This is a genomic window from Actinoplanes sp. NPDC051859 (assembly GCF_044452725.1).
Taxonomy (GTDB): Bacteria; Actinomycetota; Actinomycetes; order Mycobacteriales; family Micromonosporaceae; genus Actinoplanes.
The window spans coordinates 631145-647281 of record NZ_JBITBX010000001.1 but is presented as its reverse complement, the minus strand read 5'-3'; the positions used below and the strand labels follow the sequence as shown (position 1 = coordinate 647281).

Annotated in this window: 16 protein-coding genes; 6 read left to right on the top strand and 10 right to left on the bottom strand. The window is 70.8% G+C overall.

The window, feature by feature from the left end; translation table 11 throughout:
• Positions 1 to 3: 3 nt before the first annotated feature.
• Both ACIA1L_RS02940 and ACIA1L_RS02935 read right to left on the bottom strand, forming a co-directional pair.
• On the bottom strand, positions 4 to 495 hold the full coding sequence (locus tag ACIA1L_RS02940) for a TspO/MBR family protein (protein ID WP_396070775.1): 492 nt from the start codon (positions 493 to 495) through the stop codon (positions 4 to 6).
• Between the two features lie 30 nt (positions 496 to 525).
• Positions 526 to 2220, bottom strand: coding sequence for an alpha-glucosidase (locus tag ACIA1L_RS02935; RefSeq protein WP_396070774.1), 1695 nt, complete (start codon positions 2218 to 2220; stop codon positions 526 to 528).
• Between the two features lie 62 nt (positions 2221 to 2282).
• Between ACIA1L_RS02935 and ACIA1L_RS02930 the strand changes: the two genes are divergently transcribed.
• From ACIA1L_RS02930 to ACIA1L_RS02910, 5 genes are all read left to right on the top strand, one after another.
• Complete coding sequence (locus tag ACIA1L_RS02930) at positions 2283 to 3284, top strand: glycosyltransferase family 4 protein (protein WP_396070773.1); 1002 nt, start codon at positions 2283 to 2285, stop codon at positions 3282 to 3284.
• A gap of 125 nt (positions 3285 to 3409) precedes the next feature.
• On the top strand, positions 3410 to 4564 hold the full coding sequence (locus ACIA1L_RS02925) for a glycosyltransferase (RefSeq protein WP_396070772.1): 1155 nt from the start codon (positions 3410 to 3412) through the stop codon (positions 4562 to 4564).
• On the top strand, positions 4561 to 5643 hold the full coding sequence (locus tag ACIA1L_RS02920; RefSeq protein ID WP_396070771.1) for a glycosyltransferase: 1083 nt from the start codon (positions 4561 to 4563) through the stop codon (positions 5641 to 5643). The genes ACIA1L_RS02925 and ACIA1L_RS02920 overlap by 4 nt, the downstream gene beginning before the upstream one ends.
• Positions 5640 to 7142 carry a glycoside hydrolase family 130 protein gene (locus ACIA1L_RS02915; RefSeq protein ID WP_396070770.1) on the top strand — a complete coding sequence of 501 codons (1503 nt, stop codon included), beginning with the start codon at positions 5640 to 5642 and terminating at the stop codon, positions 7140 to 7142. Before ACIA1L_RS02920 ends, ACIA1L_RS02915 begins: the two co-directional genes overlap by 4 nt.
• Positions 7143 to 7209: 67 nt before the next feature.
• The gene (locus ACIA1L_RS02910; protein ID WP_396070769.1) at positions 7210 to 7878 is read left to right on the top strand and encodes a hypothetical protein; all 669 of its coding nucleotides are present in this window, start codon (positions 7210 to 7212) and stop codon (positions 7876 to 7878) included.
• Positions 7879 to 7972: 94 nt separating this feature from the next.
• On the opposite strand, the gene ACIA1L_RS02905 is transcribed toward ACIA1L_RS02910, so the two are convergent.
• Positions 7973 to 8716, bottom strand: a complete 744-nt coding sequence (locus ACIA1L_RS02905) for a PP2C family protein-serine/threonine phosphatase (protein WP_396070768.1) — start codon at positions 8714 to 8716, stop codon at positions 7973 to 7975.
• Between the two features lie 4 nt (positions 8717 to 8720).
• A complete protein-coding gene (locus ACIA1L_RS02900) occupies positions 8721 to 9542 on the bottom strand; it encodes a methyltransferase domain-containing protein (protein ID WP_396070767.1) in 822 nt (273 codons plus the stop codon).
• 144 nt (positions 9543 to 9686) lie between these two features.
• Here ACIA1L_RS02900 and ACIA1L_RS02895 point away from each other — a divergent pair, with 144 nt between their 5' ends.
• Complete coding sequence (locus ACIA1L_RS02895; protein ID WP_396070766.1) at positions 9687 to 10703, top strand: Gfo/Idh/MocA family oxidoreductase; 1017 nt, start codon at positions 9687 to 9689, stop codon at positions 10701 to 10703.
• Here ACIA1L_RS02895 and ACIA1L_RS02890 read toward each other — a convergent pair.
• From ACIA1L_RS02890 to ACIA1L_RS02865, 6 genes are all read right to left on the bottom strand, one after another.
• Complete coding sequence (locus ACIA1L_RS02890; RefSeq protein WP_396070765.1) at positions 10700 to 11584, bottom strand: serine hydrolase domain-containing protein; 885 nt, start codon at positions 11582 to 11584, stop codon at positions 10700 to 10702. The genes ACIA1L_RS02895 and ACIA1L_RS02890 overlap by 4 nt on opposite strands.
• A gap of 46 nt (positions 11585 to 11630) precedes the next feature.
• On the bottom strand, positions 11631 to 12440 hold the full coding sequence (locus ACIA1L_RS02885; protein WP_396070764.1) for an SDR family oxidoreductase: 810 nt from the start codon (positions 12438 to 12440) through the stop codon (positions 11631 to 11633).
• A 106-nt stretch (positions 12441 to 12546) separates the two neighbouring features.
• On the bottom strand, positions 12547 to 13536 hold the full coding sequence (locus ACIA1L_RS02880; RefSeq protein ID WP_396070763.1) for an amidohydrolase family protein: 990 nt from the start codon (positions 13534 to 13536) through the stop codon (positions 12547 to 12549).
• The gene (kynU, locus tag ACIA1L_RS02875; RefSeq protein ID WP_396070762.1) at positions 13533 to 14762 is read right to left on the bottom strand and encodes a kynureninase; all 1230 of its coding nucleotides are present in this window, start codon (positions 14760 to 14762) and stop codon (positions 13533 to 13535) included. The genes ACIA1L_RS02880 and kynU overlap by 4 nt, the downstream gene beginning before the upstream one ends.
• A 2-nt stretch (positions 14763 to 14764) precedes the next feature.
• Positions 14765 to 15613: a tryptophan 2,3-dioxygenase gene (gene kynA, locus ACIA1L_RS02870; protein ID WP_396070761.1), complete on the bottom strand. Its 849-nt coding sequence runs from the start codon at positions 15611 to 15613 to the stop codon at positions 14765 to 14767.
• A 42-nt stretch (positions 15614 to 15655) separates the two neighbouring features.
• Positions 15656 to 16108, bottom strand: a complete 453-nt coding sequence (locus ACIA1L_RS02865) for a YchJ family protein (protein ID WP_396070760.1) — start codon at positions 16106 to 16108, stop codon at positions 15656 to 15658.
• Positions 16109 to 16137: the final 29 nt, after the last annotated feature.

The window sequence follows — 16137 nt, the reverse complement described above, 5'->3', positions numbered from 1 at the left end:
GTCTCAGTTGGCCGACCAGATGGCCGTGTTCAGGGCGGTCGCGAAGGTCACCCACGCCCAGTAGGGCAGCAGCAGGCCCGCGGCGAGGCGGGAGACCGGGCGGAACAGCCACACGGTCACGCCGATCATCACCCACATCGCGACGATGTCGACCAGCGCCAGGCCGTACTGGCCGAAGCCGAAGAAGATCGGTGTCCAGACCGCGTTGAGGACGAGCTGTACCGCGTACGCGGACATCGCCGGGGTCCAGCCGGTCTGCCGCCAGACCAGCCAGCCCGCGACGGCGATCATGGCGTAGAGGACGGTCCAGACCGGGCCGAACAGCCAGGACGGCGGCGCCCAGGCAGGCTGGTTGAGGCTTTGGTATTCGGCGGAGGTGCCAGACACGCCCAGTCCGCCGATCAGCGCGGCGGCCGCGACCGCGACGCCGAAGGGGACCAGCGTCCACCACGAGTGGTGCACCGGGCCGGGGCGGTACGCGACATCGCTGCTCATGACTGCGCAGGTACCCCGGCCCACGCCGGATCATGCCCGGCGGCGGTAGATCACCACCTGCCAGGGTTCGAGGTCGAAGTCGGTCGGTGCCGGTGCGTTGCTCACCACCAGTTCCGCTCCGGCCCATGCCTCGGCGCTCGGGAGGTCGGCCCGCACCCGCTCCCCCGAGAAGTTGCCGATCACCAGCAGTTCGACGTCGTCGTGGCGGCGGGTGAAGGCGTACAGCTGCTCGTGGTCGGGGAGCAGCATGGTGAAGTCGCCGTACACGACGACGGGTTCTTCGTGCCGGAGCGCGATGAGCTTGCGGTAGAAGTGGTAGACCGAGTCGGGGTCGGCGGCCGCCGCGGCGGCGTTGATGTCGGTGTAGTTGGGGTTCACGGCGAGCCACGGCGTGCCGCTGGTGAAGCCGGCCTGTGGCGAGTCGTCCCACTGCATCGGCGTGCGGGCGTTGTCCCGGCCGCGCGCCCGCAGCACGGTCAGCACGTCCTCGGGCGCGTGCCCCTCGTGCTCGGTTGCCTGGGCGAAGTGCCCGAGCGCTTCGATGTCGCGGAAGTCGGCGATGGACGCGAACGGCGCGTTCGTCATGCCGAGTTCCTCGCCCTGGTACACGTACGGCGTGCCGCGGTGCAGGTGCAGGATCGCGCCGAGCATTTTGGCCGACCGGACCCGGAACTCGGGCGAGTCGTCGCCGTAGCGTGACACCACCCGGGGCTGGTCGTGGTTGTTCCAGTAGAGACTGTTCCAGCCGACGTCGGCGAGCCCGGCCTGCCAGCGCCCGAGGATGCCCTTCAACACGGGCAGCCGCAACGGATAGAGCAGCCACGGGTCGGGTCCGCGGTCGACGAAGACGTGCTCGAACTGGAAGACCATGTCGACTTCACGCCGGGCCGGGTCGGTGTAGCGGATCGCCTCGTCGATGGTGACGCCGGGCATCTCGGCGACGGTCAGCAGCGGTTCACGGCCGGCGAAGACGCGCTCGTGCATCTCGTGCAGGAACTCGTGGTTGCGCGGGCCGTTCATGTAGTGCGGGGCGCCGACGCCGTAGAGCGAGCCTTGCGGCACCGCGCCGTCGGGCAGGCTCGTGTCCTTCGAGATGTGGTCGATGACGTCCATCCGGAAGCCGTCCACGCCCCGGTCGAGCCACCAGTTCATCATCGCGTAGACCGCCTCGCGGACCTCGGAATTCTCCCAGTTGAGGTCGGGCTGCTTGCGGCTGAAGATGTGCAGGTAGTACTCGCCGGTCGCCGGGTCGTACTCCCAGGCGGAGCCGCCGAACACCGAACCCCAGTTGTTGGGTTCGGCGCCGGGCGTGCCGGGTTCCATGCCCGCGCGGGCGGGACGCCACCAGTACCAGTCGCGTTTCGGGCTGTTCAGGGCTGCGCGGCTCTGCTGGAACCAGGCGTGTTCGTCCGAGGAATGGTTCACGACCAGGTCCATGACCAGCCGCATGCCGCGGTCGTGGACGGCGGCAAGCAGCTCGTCGAAGTCGGCCAGGGTGCCGAACAGCGGGTCGATGTCCTGGTAGTCGCTGATGTCGTAACCGTTGTCGTCCTGCGGGGACGTGCAGATCGGCGACAACCAGATGACGTCGACGCCCAGTGCGGCGATGTGGTCCAGGCGGGCGATGATGCCCCGCAGGTCGCCCATGCCGTCGCCGTCCGCGTCGGCGAAGCTGCGCGGGTAGATCTGATACACGACGGCTCGGTGCCACCAGGGGTTGTCCATGGTCCCTGGTTTAACACGGGAACCACCGGCGAAACCCCCGATCCGCTCGCATACTGAGCCACATGAGGGTGGCGCTGCTGGGACCGATCGCGTGGCGCACGCCGCCCGTCCACTACGGGCCGTGGGAGCTGGTCACCAGCCTGCTAGCCGAGGGACTGACCGCCCGGGGCGTCGACGTCACCCTGTTCGCCACGCTGGACTCGGTCACCAAGGCCACCCTGGACGGCGTCGTGAGCCGGGGTTACGAGGAAGACCCCGACATCGACGGCCGGGTCTGGGAGGCTCTGCACGTCGGGTACGCCCTGGAGCGCTCGGGCGACTTCGACCTGGTGCACAACCACCTGGACTGGCTGCCGTTGGCGTTTTCCGGGCACTGCCGGGCGCCGATGCTGACGACGATCCACGGGTTTTCGGGGCGCAACATTCTGCCCGCGTACCGAAGGGCACGCTCTTCTTTCGTCTCTATCTCTGATGCGGACCGGTCGCCCGACCTGGACTATGTCGGCACCGTCTATCACGGCGTCGATCTGGACGAGTTGCCGTTCACCGCGGACGGCGGCGAAGGACTGGTCTGCTTCGGGCGAATCCATCCGGACAAGGGCACGCACGCGGCCATCGAGATCGCGCGGCGGGCTGGGCGCCGGCTCACACTCTGCGGGATCGTGCAGGACGAGCAGTACTTCCGCGAGCAGGTCGAACCGCATGTCGACGGGGACGCGGTGGTGTACCTGGGCTCGGTGGGTCCCCAGGACCGCGCGCGCGTGCTGGGTGGCAGTGCGGCGCTGCTGCACCCGATCACGTTCGCGGAGCCGTTCGGGTTGTCCGTGGTGGAGTCGATGATTTGTGGGACGCCTGTGATCGCGTACCCCCGCGGTTCCATGCCGGAAGTGGTCGACGAGGGTCTCACCGGGCGGCTGGTCGACGGCGTCGATGACGCTGTCGCAGCCGTGGCGCGCATCGACTTGCTGGACCGGGCCGCCTGCCGGGCGCGTGCCCGCAGCCGGTACGGCGCGGACCGGATGGTCGACGACTACCTGGCGATTTACCGCGAATTGGTCTGCTGAATAGGACGTTTTTGTTAACGTCTTATTACCAAAATGCCGAATTTCCTGCGAATCGCGGAGAAAAAGTATTAGTGCGTCCGGTCCGTGCTGCGGGGAGGCAGCAACCTGAGCAGAAAGGGCCTGTCATGCCCGCCACCTACGGCTTCCTGAGCACCTATCCCCCGACGCAATGCGGTTTGGCGACCTTCAATGCGGCGCTCGCGACCCACCTCACCGGGGGCGCACCGGGCAACGGGGTCATCCGCCTCCTCTCTGCAGACGCGGCGGGCGGCGGCCTGGAAGTCGACCGCTCCGCGCCGCGGGTGGCGCACACGTGGCACACCGACACGCCCGGCGGCTGGACCGCCGCCGCCAACGCGATGAACCGCTACGACGTCGCGATCGTGCAACACGAGTACGGCATCTACCCCGGCACCGACGGCGACGAGGTGCTGCCCCTGCTGCGCGCGGTGAAGATTCCGAAGATTGTCGTGCTGCACACCGTGCTCAGCACCCCGTCGCCGATGCAACGCTCGGTCCTCGAACGCATCGTCGCCGCCGCCGACGCCGTCGTGACCATGACCGACACCGCCCGGCAACGACTCACCGCCGGCTACCGCGTCGACCCGCGCAAGGTCACCGTCATCCCCCACGGCGCCGGTAGCCACTCCAGCGCACCCCGCGAAACCCTCGACGTCCCGCACCTGCTGACGTGGGGACTGCTCGGCCCGGGCAAAGGCATCGAGTGGGCACTGCGCGCCCTGGCCCGGCTCGGCGACCTCGACCCGGCCCCGGTGTACACCGTTGCCGGCCGTACCCACCCCAAAGTGCTCGAACACCAGGGCGACCGGTACCGGGACTCGCTCAAGGACCTGGCCGGCGAGCTCGGCGTGGACAAACAAGTCCGGTGGGAGGACGTCTACCTCGACCAGGGCGCACTCAGCCGACTGATCCGCTCCGCCGACGTGGTGGTGCTGCCGTACGACTCGACGGAACAGGTGACCTCCGGCGTGCTCATCGAGGCCGTCGGCGCCGGCGTGCCCGTCGTCGCCACCGAGTTCCCGCACGCCGTCGAACTGCTCGCCGACGGCCCCGGCCTGCTCGTGCCCCACCAGGACCCCGAGGCGATGGCCGCCGGCATCCGGCACCTGCTGGCCGCTCCCGACGCCACGAACCACCTCACCGGGCTCGCCGGTGGACCGACACTGCGTTGGCCCGCCGTGGCCGCGCGCTACCAGAGCCTGGCCGGCCGGCTGCTGGCCGACCGCCGACCCGCCATCGCCACCTCGGTACCCGCGTGAGCGTCTCCCTGCGGCTGGTTCCGCCGCCCCTGCACCTGCTCGACGCACCCGCACCGAACTGGTCCCACCTGCTGCGCCTCTCCGACGACACCGGGCTGCTCGAACACGCCCGCAACGCGATCGTGCGGCGCGAACACGGCTACTGCGTCGACGACGTCGCCCGCGGCCTGGTCGTCGCCAGCCGCGAACCGCAGCCCGGCGCGCACGTCATCACGCTGGCCGAGCGCTACCTTGCCTTCGTCACCCACGCCACCGCACCGGACGGCCGGGTCCGCAACCGGCTGTCCTACGAGCGTCGCTGGCTCGACGAGCCCGACATCGGCGACTGGTGGGGGCGCGCGCTCTGGGGTTTGGGCACGGCCGCGGCCCGCAGCACCATTCCTTGGGTACGCCGAGAAGCACGCGAAGCCTTCTCCGTGGCCGCCCAACAGCGCTCACCCTGGGCACGCGCGATGGCCTTCGCCGGGTTGGGCGCCGCCGAGGTCCTCCGCGCCGACCCGCGGGCCGGAGAGGCGGCACAACTGCTCGCCGACGCCGCCACCGTGATCGGACTGCCCGGGCGGGACCCGAGCTGGGTGTGGCCGGAACGCGAACTCACGTACGCAAATCCGGCCCTGCCCGAGGTTTTGATCCATGCGGGGGATCTGCTGGGCGACGAACCGCTCCTCGCCGACGGGCTGCGCATGCTCGGCTGGCTGTGCCGCATGCAGGACCACGACGGGCACCTGTCGCTCGTGCCGGTCGGCGGCTGGTCACCGGGCCTCGACCGGCACCGCTTCGACCAGCAGCCCATCGAAGCCGCCGCGGTCGCCGACGCCTGCGCCACCGCCGCGGCGGTCACCGGCGACGACGCCTGGGACGCTCCCCTGCTCGCCGCGATCAGCTGGTTCCTCGGCGACAACGACACCGGAAGCGTCATGTACGACCCCCAAACTGGCGGAGGATATGACGGACTGACCGCAGATGGGCCTAACCTGAACCAAGGTGCCGAATCCACTCTCGCGCTCGTCGCCACGTTGCAGCACGCCCGCACGTGGGCCGGCCGGGGCGCGACCCGACCTTCAGGTGGCCCAGCGTGACCGCGACCCTCGAACCGCACGAAGTGCAGACCACCTCCCTCGTCCAGCGCCACACGATCACCATGCAGCCCGACGGGCGGCGCGTGGTCATCAAGCTGTTCGTTCCCGGCGAGGACGCGCAGCTCGGCCAGAACCGCGCCTCCCTGATCATCGATCGCGTTCTCCAGCTCGACGAGGACGAGATCGGCCGGCTCGTCGACGACGTGCTCACCCGGTTCGCCGGCCGGCACCACGACCTGCTGCACACCTTCCAGCACCACTACGAGGTGGTCCACCACCGCGTGCCGCCGGACGTCGAGCTCTCACCCAACGCGCGTACGCTGATCGGCGCGTACTTCAGCCACGAGTTCGCGGTGGAAGCGGCCGCCCTCTGCAACCCGTCGATCGTCCCGCACCCGGACCAGAGCGGGCTCGGACCCGGCCAGCTCCGGGTCGCCATCAGCCTCCGCCAGATCGGCGAGGGCCACATCTCGTCCATCGGCTTCTGCTCGGCGATTCTCGGCCCCCACGAGGCCATCCGGATGGAAAGCCGCGAAGGCCCGCTGATGATCGGCGAGCGGACCGGCGCGCGCCACCAGCGTGACCTGCTCGCCGCCGGCCTCGCCGAACTGGACCTCGACAACGAGCTCACCTGCAGCGTCCTCGGCTCCCTGCCCGAACGCTACGACGACGAAGAGTTCGAAGACGTCCTTGCCCACCTCCCCGGCGAACTGCTGTCCCGGCCCACCGCCGGCGAAACCCTCGCCACCCTCCGCGAACTCGTCGCCACCGACTACGCGGTCGCCTTCCCGGCCACCGTGCCGCTGCACCAGCGCATCCTCTGGCCCGCCACACCCGCCGAAAGCAACGGCATGGAGGACGCGCGGTTCGTGCAGGTCGTCGAGGACGACGGGCGCACGGCGTACCAGGCCACGTACACGGCGTACGACGGGCGGCAGATCGGCGGGCGCATGCTGCACACCCGCGACCTGCGGCACTTCGAGGTCACCGCCCTGCGCGGCCCCGCAGCCCGCAACAAAGGTGTCGCTCTGTTCCCGAGACCGGTCAACGGGCGCCACCTCGCCCTGTGCCGCTCCGACGGCGAAACGCTCGGCCTCAGCGAACGCGACGAGTCCAACCAGTGGCAGCAGGCCACCCCGCTGCTGATGCCCCACCGCGGCTGGGACCTCATCCAGGTCGGCAACTGCGGCTCCCCGATCGAGACCGACGCCGGCTGGCTCGTCCTCACCCACGGCGTCGGCCCCATGCGCCGCTACGTCATCGGCGCGATGATGCTCGACCTCGAACACCCCGAACGGGTCATCGCCGACCTCCCGCACGGTTTGCTCGACCCCGACGACATCGAACGCGAAGGGTACGTCCCCAACGTCGTCTACTCCTGCGGCGGACTGCTCCACGGCGGCCGGCTGTGGCTGCCGTACGGGGCCAGCGACGTCCGGGTGGGCTTCGCCAGCATCCCGCTCGGCCGCCTGCTGGACGCCATGGTCGTCGTGCCCTGACTTTAGTTACGCCAGCATCGACTAAAGCCGGTGTCGCCGCAGTTGTCCGGTCCGGCAGGATCTAGCCGTGATCGAGGAGAGAACTGTTGCGACACCGGCTTCGCTGCGCGTCGCAGTCTGGCTCGGCGTGCCAGCCGCCGGTGCGGGACTCGGCTGGCTGATCCATTACCTGCTGGACTGGATCCTGCGCATCCCGTTCGCACCGTTTCGCAGCCTGTTACGTCAGGTCGAACGGCTCGGCGAACCGCAGGCAACCATCGGGGCCCTGGTCGTCGGCGCCGGCCTCGGACTGATCTTCGCCTTCTACATCGACCGGGAAGCCCTGACCGTCCGCGTCGCCGGCACCGAGGTGGTGCTGACCCGCCCCGGCGTCCACCGCACAGTCCCCCGCGCCGACATCACCACCGCCTACCGCGACCGTGACCACCTGGTCCTGCTCGACCGCACCGGCCGCGAAGTCGCCCGCGAACCGTTCCTCGTCGGCGCTCGCCGCCTCGCCGCCCTCTTCGGCACCGCCTGGCACGACCAGGACCCGTACGCCGAGGAATACCGTCGCTGGGTGCCCGGTCTCCCGCAGGTCCCGGCCGAAGCGGAAGCATTGTTCGCGGCCCGCCAGAGAGCGCTCGACAAGCACGACGACCGGGACGTGCGCGAGCTCCGCACCGAACTCGCCCGCCTCGGCTACGTCCTCCGCGACGACCGCAAACGCCAGCACTTCCGCCGCGCAGACCAGTAACCGCTCGCTCTCCTCCCGACTCCTGAGCTGTTCACGCCGGGTTCAACCTCGAGTGGCCGCCTGCGCGAGGATCTTGGGGTGCGTGCTGCGCTGCCTAGCGCACGTCGAGGAGTACGGCGGTGGCGTTGTCGGCGCCGGTCGAGGCCTCGCTGAGGAGGTCTGCCAGGGCAGGGGTGTGGTGCAGGAGTTGGGTGAGGCGATGGTCGCCGAGTTCGTCGGAGACGCCGTCCGTGCAGAGCAGGTAGCGGTCGCCGGGGCGCAGGCTCACGTTGATGACGTCCGGTTCGGGAGCCTGGGGGTGGCCGGCATAGCGGGTCAGCCGATAACGCGCCGACCGGGCCTGGGGCGAGTCCGCGGCGTACCAGCCGTTGAGGAGGCCGAGCCAGGCGGCCGTGTGGTCGGTGGTGAGCAGTTCGAGCAGGCCGTCCCGGAGGCGGTAGGCCCGGGAGTCGCCGAGCTGCACCAGCCACGCCGCGCTGTCGTCACCGCTGGACTCGGGGCTGGACTCGGCGCCGACGAAGGCGGTGAGGGTGCAGCCGGTCAGGTCGGGTTGACCCCGGCCGGCGGCGCGTACGGCTTTCTGCACCGCGGCGACCGCAGCGCGCAGAGCCGCCGGACTGCCCAGGTCTGGCTGCGCGGCGAAGACGTCGACGGCGGTGCGACCGGCGGCGGTACTGCCCGGCCCGTCGCCCATGCCGTCCGCGACGACGGCGAGCGGGCGTACGGGATCAAGGTGGGCAACGTGGTAGTTGGCGCTGTACCTGGTGCCGAGGACGCTGCCCGCGGCGACGGAGACCGGGCGCTTCCCGATCGTCCAGTCCGCTGTGCTGATCTCCATGGGGTCAGACGGTACCGGCGGCCACCCAGATGGTGAGGACGGCGAGGAAGTCGCCGCGTTCGCCGGCGGCCTCCACCTGCTCGAACCATTCGGTGCGCAGGCCGGCCGGGGTGGTCCAGGTCTCCTCGGCCACCTCGGGGTTGACCATGGGGAGCACCACAGCGGCCGAGGTCGGGTCGCCGAAGAAGCAGGTCACCGGGGTGGCGGTGACCTCGGTGAGGCCGTGGTCGAGCAGGCGGCGGCGCAGGGTGCGGCCCATGTCGAGCTGGTGGTGCGTGAGCCGCTCGTGCATGTGGTCGATCACCGTGTCGGCCAGGACCTCCTCGACGCCGTCGAAGGCCAGCGACGCCCAGTCGGTGTCGAGGAGGCAGACGCGGCCGCCGGTGCGGGTCACCCGGGCCAGTTCGCCGATGGCGGCGTCGGCGTCGGCGACGTGTTGCAGGACGCGTTCGCACCAGACGCCGTCGAAGGTTTCGTCGTCGAAGTCGAGCGCGCCGACGTCGCCGGTCACGTAGGTGATGTCACCTTCGGTGTGCCGGGCGCGGGCCGCGGCGAGGGTGCCCTCGGAGTGGTCGAGGGCCACCACTTCGCCGTCGGGGGCGACGGCGGCGGCGAGCTCGCGGGCCACGTCGCCGGCGCCGCAGCCGGCGTCGAGCAGGCGCTGGCCGGGGGCGGGGCGCAGGGCCTGCCAGGCGGCGTGCCGGACGCGGCGGATCTCGGGGTGCCGGGACATCTCCTCGAGGGCCGCCACGAGCTTGGCGAGCAGGTCGGGGGGCATGCGGTCGAGATCCGCGAACGGGGTGCGGTCCAGCTGTGCGGGCTCCATGGCGCCATACTTGCTCGCCGATCGACGCGATGTGGGCGGCCGTCAACCATCCGACACCAAGCCCTCACGTTTGGTGATCGTTCACCGTCGGTGGGGTGCTGTTCGTCATGGTTGACCTGGGCAGGGCTTTGTAGGATCCGGTCCATGACTACGAGGATCGGCCTGGTCGGGTACGGCTCGGGCGGGCGCATCTTCCACGCCCCCCTGCTGGCGTCGGCGGCGGGCGTCGAGTTCGCGGGTGTGGTGACCCGGTCCGCCGAGCGGCGCGCGGAGCTGGCCGAGACCTACCCCGGGGTGCCGGCGTACGACTCGATCGCCGACCTGGCCGCCGCCGGGGTGCAGGCCGTGACGATCTCGACGCCGGCGGCGACGCACGCCGATCTGGCGCGCGAGGCGATCAACCGGGGGCTGCCCGTGGTGGTCGACAAGCCGTTCGCCCTGGACGCGGCGACGGCCCGGGAGGTCACCGACCGGGCGGCAGCGCGGGGCGTGCTGCTCAGCGTCTACCAGAACCGCCGCTATGACGCCGACTTCCGGACCGCGCAGCGCCTGATCGGCGAGGGCACGCTCGGCGAGATCCGCCGCTTCGAGTCGCGCTTCGAGCGCTGGTCGCCGGAGCGGCAGCCCCCGGCCGCGGGCGGCGGCACCCTGCTCGACTTCGGTGCGCACCTGGTCGACCAGGCGCACTTGCTGTTCGGCCCGACCGAGCGGGTGTACGCCGAACTGCGCGCCGACGGCGGCCTCGACAGCGACGTCTTCGTGGCCCTGCACCACGCGAGCGGCGTCGAGTCGCACCTGTGGGGCAGTTGGCGCCAGGCAGCGCCAGGGCCGCGCTTCCGCGTCACCGGCACGACGGGCACCTACATCGTCGACGGCATCGACGGTCAGGAGGCGTTGCTGAAGGCCGGCCGGTCGCCCGCCACGCTCGGCGACCGGTGGGGTGTCGAGCCGGAGCACGCGTGGGGGCGCCTCTACCGCGGCGCGACGGGGGCACCGGTCCGCAGCGAGCGGGGCTGTTGGGACGCCTTCTATCCCGCGTTTGCCGCGGCGGTGCGGGGCGAGGGCCCACTGCCCGTCGACCCGCAGGACGCGGTCCGGAACATGGCAGTCCTGGATGCGGCCCGGCACAGCGCCACCACGGGCGAGACGGTGACGCTCTAAAGCAGACTTCGTAGCAGGGCGAAAATGTCGGGCATGCCCATCGCCTCGTTGTTGGTGAGCAGGACGAGGCGACGGTCCGATTCCGGCAGGCTCGCGGCGAAGGTGATGTAGCCGGCGTTGTGTCCACTGTGGTGGAACCACGGTTCGCCCGCGTACGTGCCGACGTACCAGCCGTAGCCATAGCCGCGGGAGTGGTCGTCGGGTTGTCCGGTGGCGGCGCGTTCGGTGAGCATCAGCGTGCGCCACGGCTCGCGCAGCAGGTCGCCGGCCGCCAGGTTGCTCATCCAGCGGGTCATGTCGCCGGTGGTGGACCAGACGTCGCCGGCGCCCATGCCGACCACGTCCAGGTTCCAGGACGGCAGCGGCTCGCCGTGTTTGTCGTGGCCCGCGGCGACGTCGGGGCGGGCGCCGGGCGGGCCGGCGAACGTCGCGGTCAACCCGGCGGGCTCGAAGATCCGACCCGCCAGAAACGTCGCGTACGCCGTGTCGGCAACCCGCTCCACGACCTGCGCTGCCAGCACATACGCCGGACTGCTGTAGCGCCACGCCGCGCCGGGTGCCGTCAGCGGCGGCACCGAGCGGAACGTTTCGACCAGCTCGGCGGGTTCCATCCGCGCCGCCAGGTCGATCATCGGGTAGTCCGCCCAATGCCCGATGCCGGAGGTGTGCGCCAGCAGGTGGTGCAGGGTGACGCCGGGCCAGCCGGGAATCCAACGGTCCAGCGGGTCCGCCAGGTCGATCCGGCCGTCCTGGGCGAGCAGCAGCAGGGCCGCCGCGGTGAACTGTTTGCTCACCGAGGCCAGCTGGTAGCGGATCGGCGAGTCGTCACCGACGACCACCTCGGTGCCGCGGTCGAGCCGGACCAGTCCCCCTTGTCTCATTCGCCGACTCTAAGGTGCGGCGACGATGCCCGCGAGTGGAGTCGATCTAGGGACGCTGGCGCAGCACCTCCGCCAGCGAGGTTGCCGGGCGGCCGGTCAGCCGTTCGAGGGCCGGGTCCACGGTGTCCAGTTCACCCGCCGCCACCGCCGTGTAGGTACTCACCCAGGCGTCCACCTGCCACTGCGGGGCGCCGTAGACCGCGCGGGACGCGTAAGCCTCCTCCACCGTTTCGGCGTGGTACCGCGCGCCGATTGCAGCGGCCAGTTCGGCGAAGGAGTGTGCCTGCGGTCCGGTGAGGTCGTAGGTCTGCCCGGCGTGCGGTGCCGGGTCGCGGAGGACGGCGACGATCGCGTCGGCGATGTCGTCCTGGGCGACGACCGCAACCCGGCCGTCGCCACCCGGCCCGCGGATCACCCCGTCCGTCCCGGCCAGCGCGGGGACGAAGTCGGCGTAAAGGTTGTCGCGCAGGAATGTGTGGGGCAGCCCTGCGCCGCGAATGTGCTCCTCGGTCGCCCAGTGGTCGCGGGCCAGCGTGAAAGTGGCGTCGGGGCGCGCGCCCATGAATGAGGTGTAGACCAGGTGACCGATGCCTGCCGCAGCAGCCGCGTCCACGAAGGCGCGATGCTGGGCGATCCGGTCGGGGTTCTCCGCCGCGGACACCATCAGCACGACGTCGGCGCCGGCGAGGCCCGCCCGGACCGCCGCGGAATCGCTGTAGTCGGCCACCGCGACCGAAGCCCCGGCGATCCGCGGCGCGCGGGCGGCGTCCCGCACCAGCAGCCGCTGCGGTCGAGCCAGCCGCGCAGCGACCCGCCCGCCCAGCCGCCCGGTCGCCCCGGTCACCACGATCGTCACGACTGCTCACCCCGCGTCCCGGCAGTGGCCCGACACGACGGAAGAGGTGCCCGCCGCGGCGGGACGGCGGCCAGCAGCGGCGAGGAGAAGGCCGGGAGCGCGCGGTTCATGACCGGAGGATATGCCGCGGCTGGACATCAGGGCCGTAGACGCGAGCAGTGGCTACCGAGTCGGCGAAGCGGGCCGCGTCCAGGTCGAGGCCGCCCGGGATCCAGCTGAGCTCCGGCCGGTCCGGCTCGGTCATCGCCGCCAGGACGTCCGCCGGGGCGAGGCCGCACTCCTGCAGGGCCCGGATTTCCCGAGGATTGATGGCTGGTGGCAGCGGCCCGTTTCCCAGGTCAGTGCCGTAGACCGCTTTTCCGCCGTACGCAAGGAAAAGGCGGAGGTTGGCGACGGCGGTCTCACGCTCGGGGGTGGGGCTGCCGTAGCCGTGGATGTCGAGCGTGCTGATCCAGGTCATCCGGGCGGCGCAGGCGCGCAGCAGACCGTCGTCGAGTCGCTCAGTCCATGGAGTGTGCGCGAGCAGGTCAGCGCCGGCGTCGAGGGCGGCTGCGACCGTGTCCGGCCCTTCGGCATGCACGACCACCGGCAGGCTCCGGTCGTGCGCGGCTGCCACGACAGCGCCCAGCGTCGCGTGCGGCAGCATCGGGCCGCCCGCGTGCGCCGTCGCCTTGATCAGGCTCGCGCCGCCCGCGTGCGCCTCGGCGACCGCGTCGGCCGCGTCGGCGGCCGACTGCACCACCCGGCAGCTGCCCGCCGGCGCCCAGGAGCGGTCGCTCGGATAGCCGCCGGGCGCGGTGAGGAACGGTCCGGCGTAACGCAACCACGGATGGCGGCCGGCCAGCTCGGCGAGCTGGCCGGGCACGCCACCCAGATCCTGCACCCAGGCGAGGCCGCCCGCGCGCAGGGTCGGCAGGTCGACGAGGGCGGTGTGGATGTGCGCGTCGCCGAGGCCGGGCAGGATCGTGCCGGGAAGCCGCAACCGCGCGTCCCCGGTGGGCAGCGCCGCAACGGCCGTCACGACGCCGTCACGCAGCGCGGAGGCGGTGTGCAGGCGGCCGTCCCACCACAGCGAGTCCGGGACGAGCCAGGTCACGGCTGCTTCTCGAGCAGGTCCCGCAGGAAGCTCAAGCCCCGGTGCACCTCGGCGAAGCCGGTGCTCAGCGGCGCCGGGCCGATCCGTAGGCCGTCCGGGCGCCGGTAGTCCGGGATGACACCGCCGGCCCAGAGCGGCTCCAGAAGCTGCTCGAAGCCGGGCCGCCGCAGCGTCACGTGGCCGCCGCGCCGAGCCGGGTCGCGCGGGCTGACCACCTCGACGCCCAGCGGGGCCAGCCAGGCGTCGGCCAGCTCGATCACATATTCGGTGAGCAGCAACGACTTGCGCCGGACCGCGGCGATGCCGGCCTCGGCGAGCAGGTCGAGGCTGGCGTCCAACGGCACCATCGCCAGGATCGGCGGAGTGCCGCTCAGCATCGCGCGAATGCCCGGCGCCGACTCGTGCCCGGGACCCATCTCGAAGGACGCCCGGTGGCCCATCCAGCCCCAGATCGGTTGCCGCAAGTCACCCTGCAGTTCTGTGCGCACGTACGCGAAAGCGGGCGCCCCCGGCCCACCGTTGAGGTACTTGTAGGAGCAGCCGACCGCGAGGTCCACACCCCACGCGTCCAGCTCGACCTCTACCGAGCCAGCCGAGTGGCACAGGTCCCAGAGGGTCAGGGCACCGGCGGCATGCGCGATGCGGTTGATCTCGGCAACGTCGGCAAGCCAGCCCGAGCGGTACGCGACGTGGCTGAACAGCACGAGCGCGGTGTCCTCGCCGACCGCCGCCGCGACCTGTTCTGTGGTGATGCCCGCGGTCGGGTCGGTGTCGATCCACACCAGTTCGACGCCGCGTTCGGCGGCGACGGCCTCGCAGACGTACCGGTCGGTGGGGAAGTTGTCGGTGTCGAGGACGATCTTCCGGCGGCCGGGGCGGGCGTCGACGGCAGCTCGCACCAGCTTGTAGAGCAGCACGGTGGTGGAGTCGGCGACCACGACCTGCCCGGCGGCGGCGCCCAGCGCGAGCTCGCCGAGCCGGTCGCCGAGCCGTTGCGGCTGTTCCAGCCAGCCGTCGGTCCAGCCACGGATCAGCCGGCCCGCCCACTGGTCGCGCACGAACGCGGTCATCCGTTCCTCGGTCGCGCGCAGCGGCCGCCCCAACGAGTTGCCGTCGAGATAGGAGATGACGTCGAAGTCGTCCGGCGCGAGGAAACGATCCCGCAGGGGCGCCAACGCATCCGCGGCGTCCAGCGTCTCGGCCCGCTGCAGCAGGTCGTCAGTCAAGGTCACACCCCTATTTCGGTACGCACGGTGTACAGCTCCGGAAAGAACGTCAGGTCCAGAGCTTTGCGCAGGAAGTCAACTCCGCTGGAACCGCCGGTGCCGCGCTTGAAGCCGATGGTGCGCTCGACCGTCTTGAGGTGCCGGAACCGCCAGAACTGGAAGTTCTCCTCGAGGTCCACGAACTCCTCGCAGGCCTCGTACGCCTCCCAGAACTTGTCCTTGTTCTCATAGATCTCGACGAAGACCGGCACCAGGTCGGCGTGGAACTTGTAGGGCTCGGTCACATCCCGGTCGAGGATCGCGGCCGGGACCGCGTGGCCTTGCCGGGCGAGGTAGCGCAGGAACTCGTCGTAGACGCTCGGGGTCTCCAGGGCTTCGGTGAGCATCGACTTCGCGCCCGGATCGTCGTCGAAGACCGACAGCATCCGCTTGTTCTTGTTACCGAGGGTGAACTCCACCGCGCGGTACTGGTAGGACTGGAAGCCCGAGGAGGTGCCGAGGAAGCTGCGGAACTCGGCGTACTCGCTGGGCGTCAGGGTGGCCAGCACGGACCACTGCTCGGTGAGGCAGCGCTGGATGTGCTTCACCCGGGCCAGGCCCTTCAGCGCGGGCCGGAGCTGGTCGGCCGCGATCTGCCGCAGCACGGCACGCAGCTCGTGCAGCACCAGCTTCAGCCAGAGCTCCGACGTCTGGTGCTGCAGAATGAAGAGCAGCTCGTCGTGGTGCACCGGCACGCTGACCGGGTGCTGCGCCGACAGGATCCGGTCCAGATCCAGATATTTACCGTACGAGAGATTGACCTTGAAGTCTCGGACAATGCCCGGCTCCAACGGCCGCTGGTGCGACGACACGATGCCCTCCTCGAGTGATCCCATGAAGGGAAACACACAAGGTCAGATGTTTGCCAGGGCTTCGTTGGTAAGGATCGGACCCCAGTACACCCACTGACCGTCGTGCCGCACGAACCGGCTCCGCTCGTGCATGTCCCCCGGCTTGCCGCCGTCTCGGTAATGGGCCCGGAACTCCACCACGCCCTCGGCGTCGAAGAGGCCGCCCCTGGTCGCCTCGATCACGTCCAGCCCGGTCCAGCGCAGCGCAGGATCCGGCTCGACCGAGTCGGGGCGGGTGTCCGGATGCCACGACTTCAGCACGTACGGGGCGTCGTCCAGCACATAGGCGGCGTAGCGGGAGCGCATCAGGGCCTCCGCGGTGGCCGGGGCGTGGCCGCCGTGGGCGCGGCCACAGCATTCGCCGTACGGCAGCACCCATCCGCAGGGGCAGGGATCGGAGTTCTCCAGTTCGGTGACCGCCGTTGCCGGGCGGCGCCGCTGCTTCTGTCGGGCCATGGCCCTATCCTTCCCCACCGCCCACGCCG

Excerpts from the sequence above, each read along its gene's own strand:
- ACIA1L_RS02935 (WP_396070774.1), bottom strand. The coding sequence starts at position 2,220 with ATGGACAACCCCTGGTGGCACCGAGCCGTCGTGTATCAGATCTACCCG.
- ACIA1L_RS02890 (WP_396070765.1), bottom strand. The coding sequence starts at position 11,584 with ATGAGACAAGGGGGACTGGTCCGGCTCGACCGCGGCACCGAGGTGGTC.
- ACIA1L_RS02900 (WP_396070767.1), bottom strand. The coding sequence starts at position 9,542 with ATGGAGCCCGCACAGCTGGACCGCACCCCGTTCGCGGATCTCGACCGC.
- ACIA1L_RS02930 (WP_396070773.1), top strand. The coding sequence starts at position 2,283 with ATGAGGGTGGCGCTGCTGGGACCGATCGCGTGGCGCACGCCGCCCGTC.
- ACIA1L_RS02895 (WP_396070766.1), top strand. The coding sequence starts at position 9,687 with ATGACTACGAGGATCGGCCTGGTCGGGTACGGCTCGGGCGGGCGCATC.
- ACIA1L_RS02940 (WP_396070775.1), bottom strand. The coding sequence starts at position 495 with ATGAGCAGCGATGTCGCGTACCGCCCCGGCCCGGTGCACCACTCGTGG.
- ACIA1L_RS02925 (WP_396070772.1), top strand. The coding sequence starts at position 3,410 with ATGCCCGCCACCTACGGCTTCCTGAGCACCTATCCCCCGACGCAATGC.
- ACIA1L_RS02865 (WP_396070760.1), bottom strand. The coding sequence starts at position 16,108 with ATGGCCCGACAGAAGCAGCGGCGCCGCCCGGCAACGGCGGTCACCGAA.
- ACIA1L_RS02905 (WP_396070768.1), bottom strand. The coding sequence starts at position 8,716 with ATGGAGATCAGCACAGCGGACTGGACGATCGGGAAGCGCCCGGTCTCC.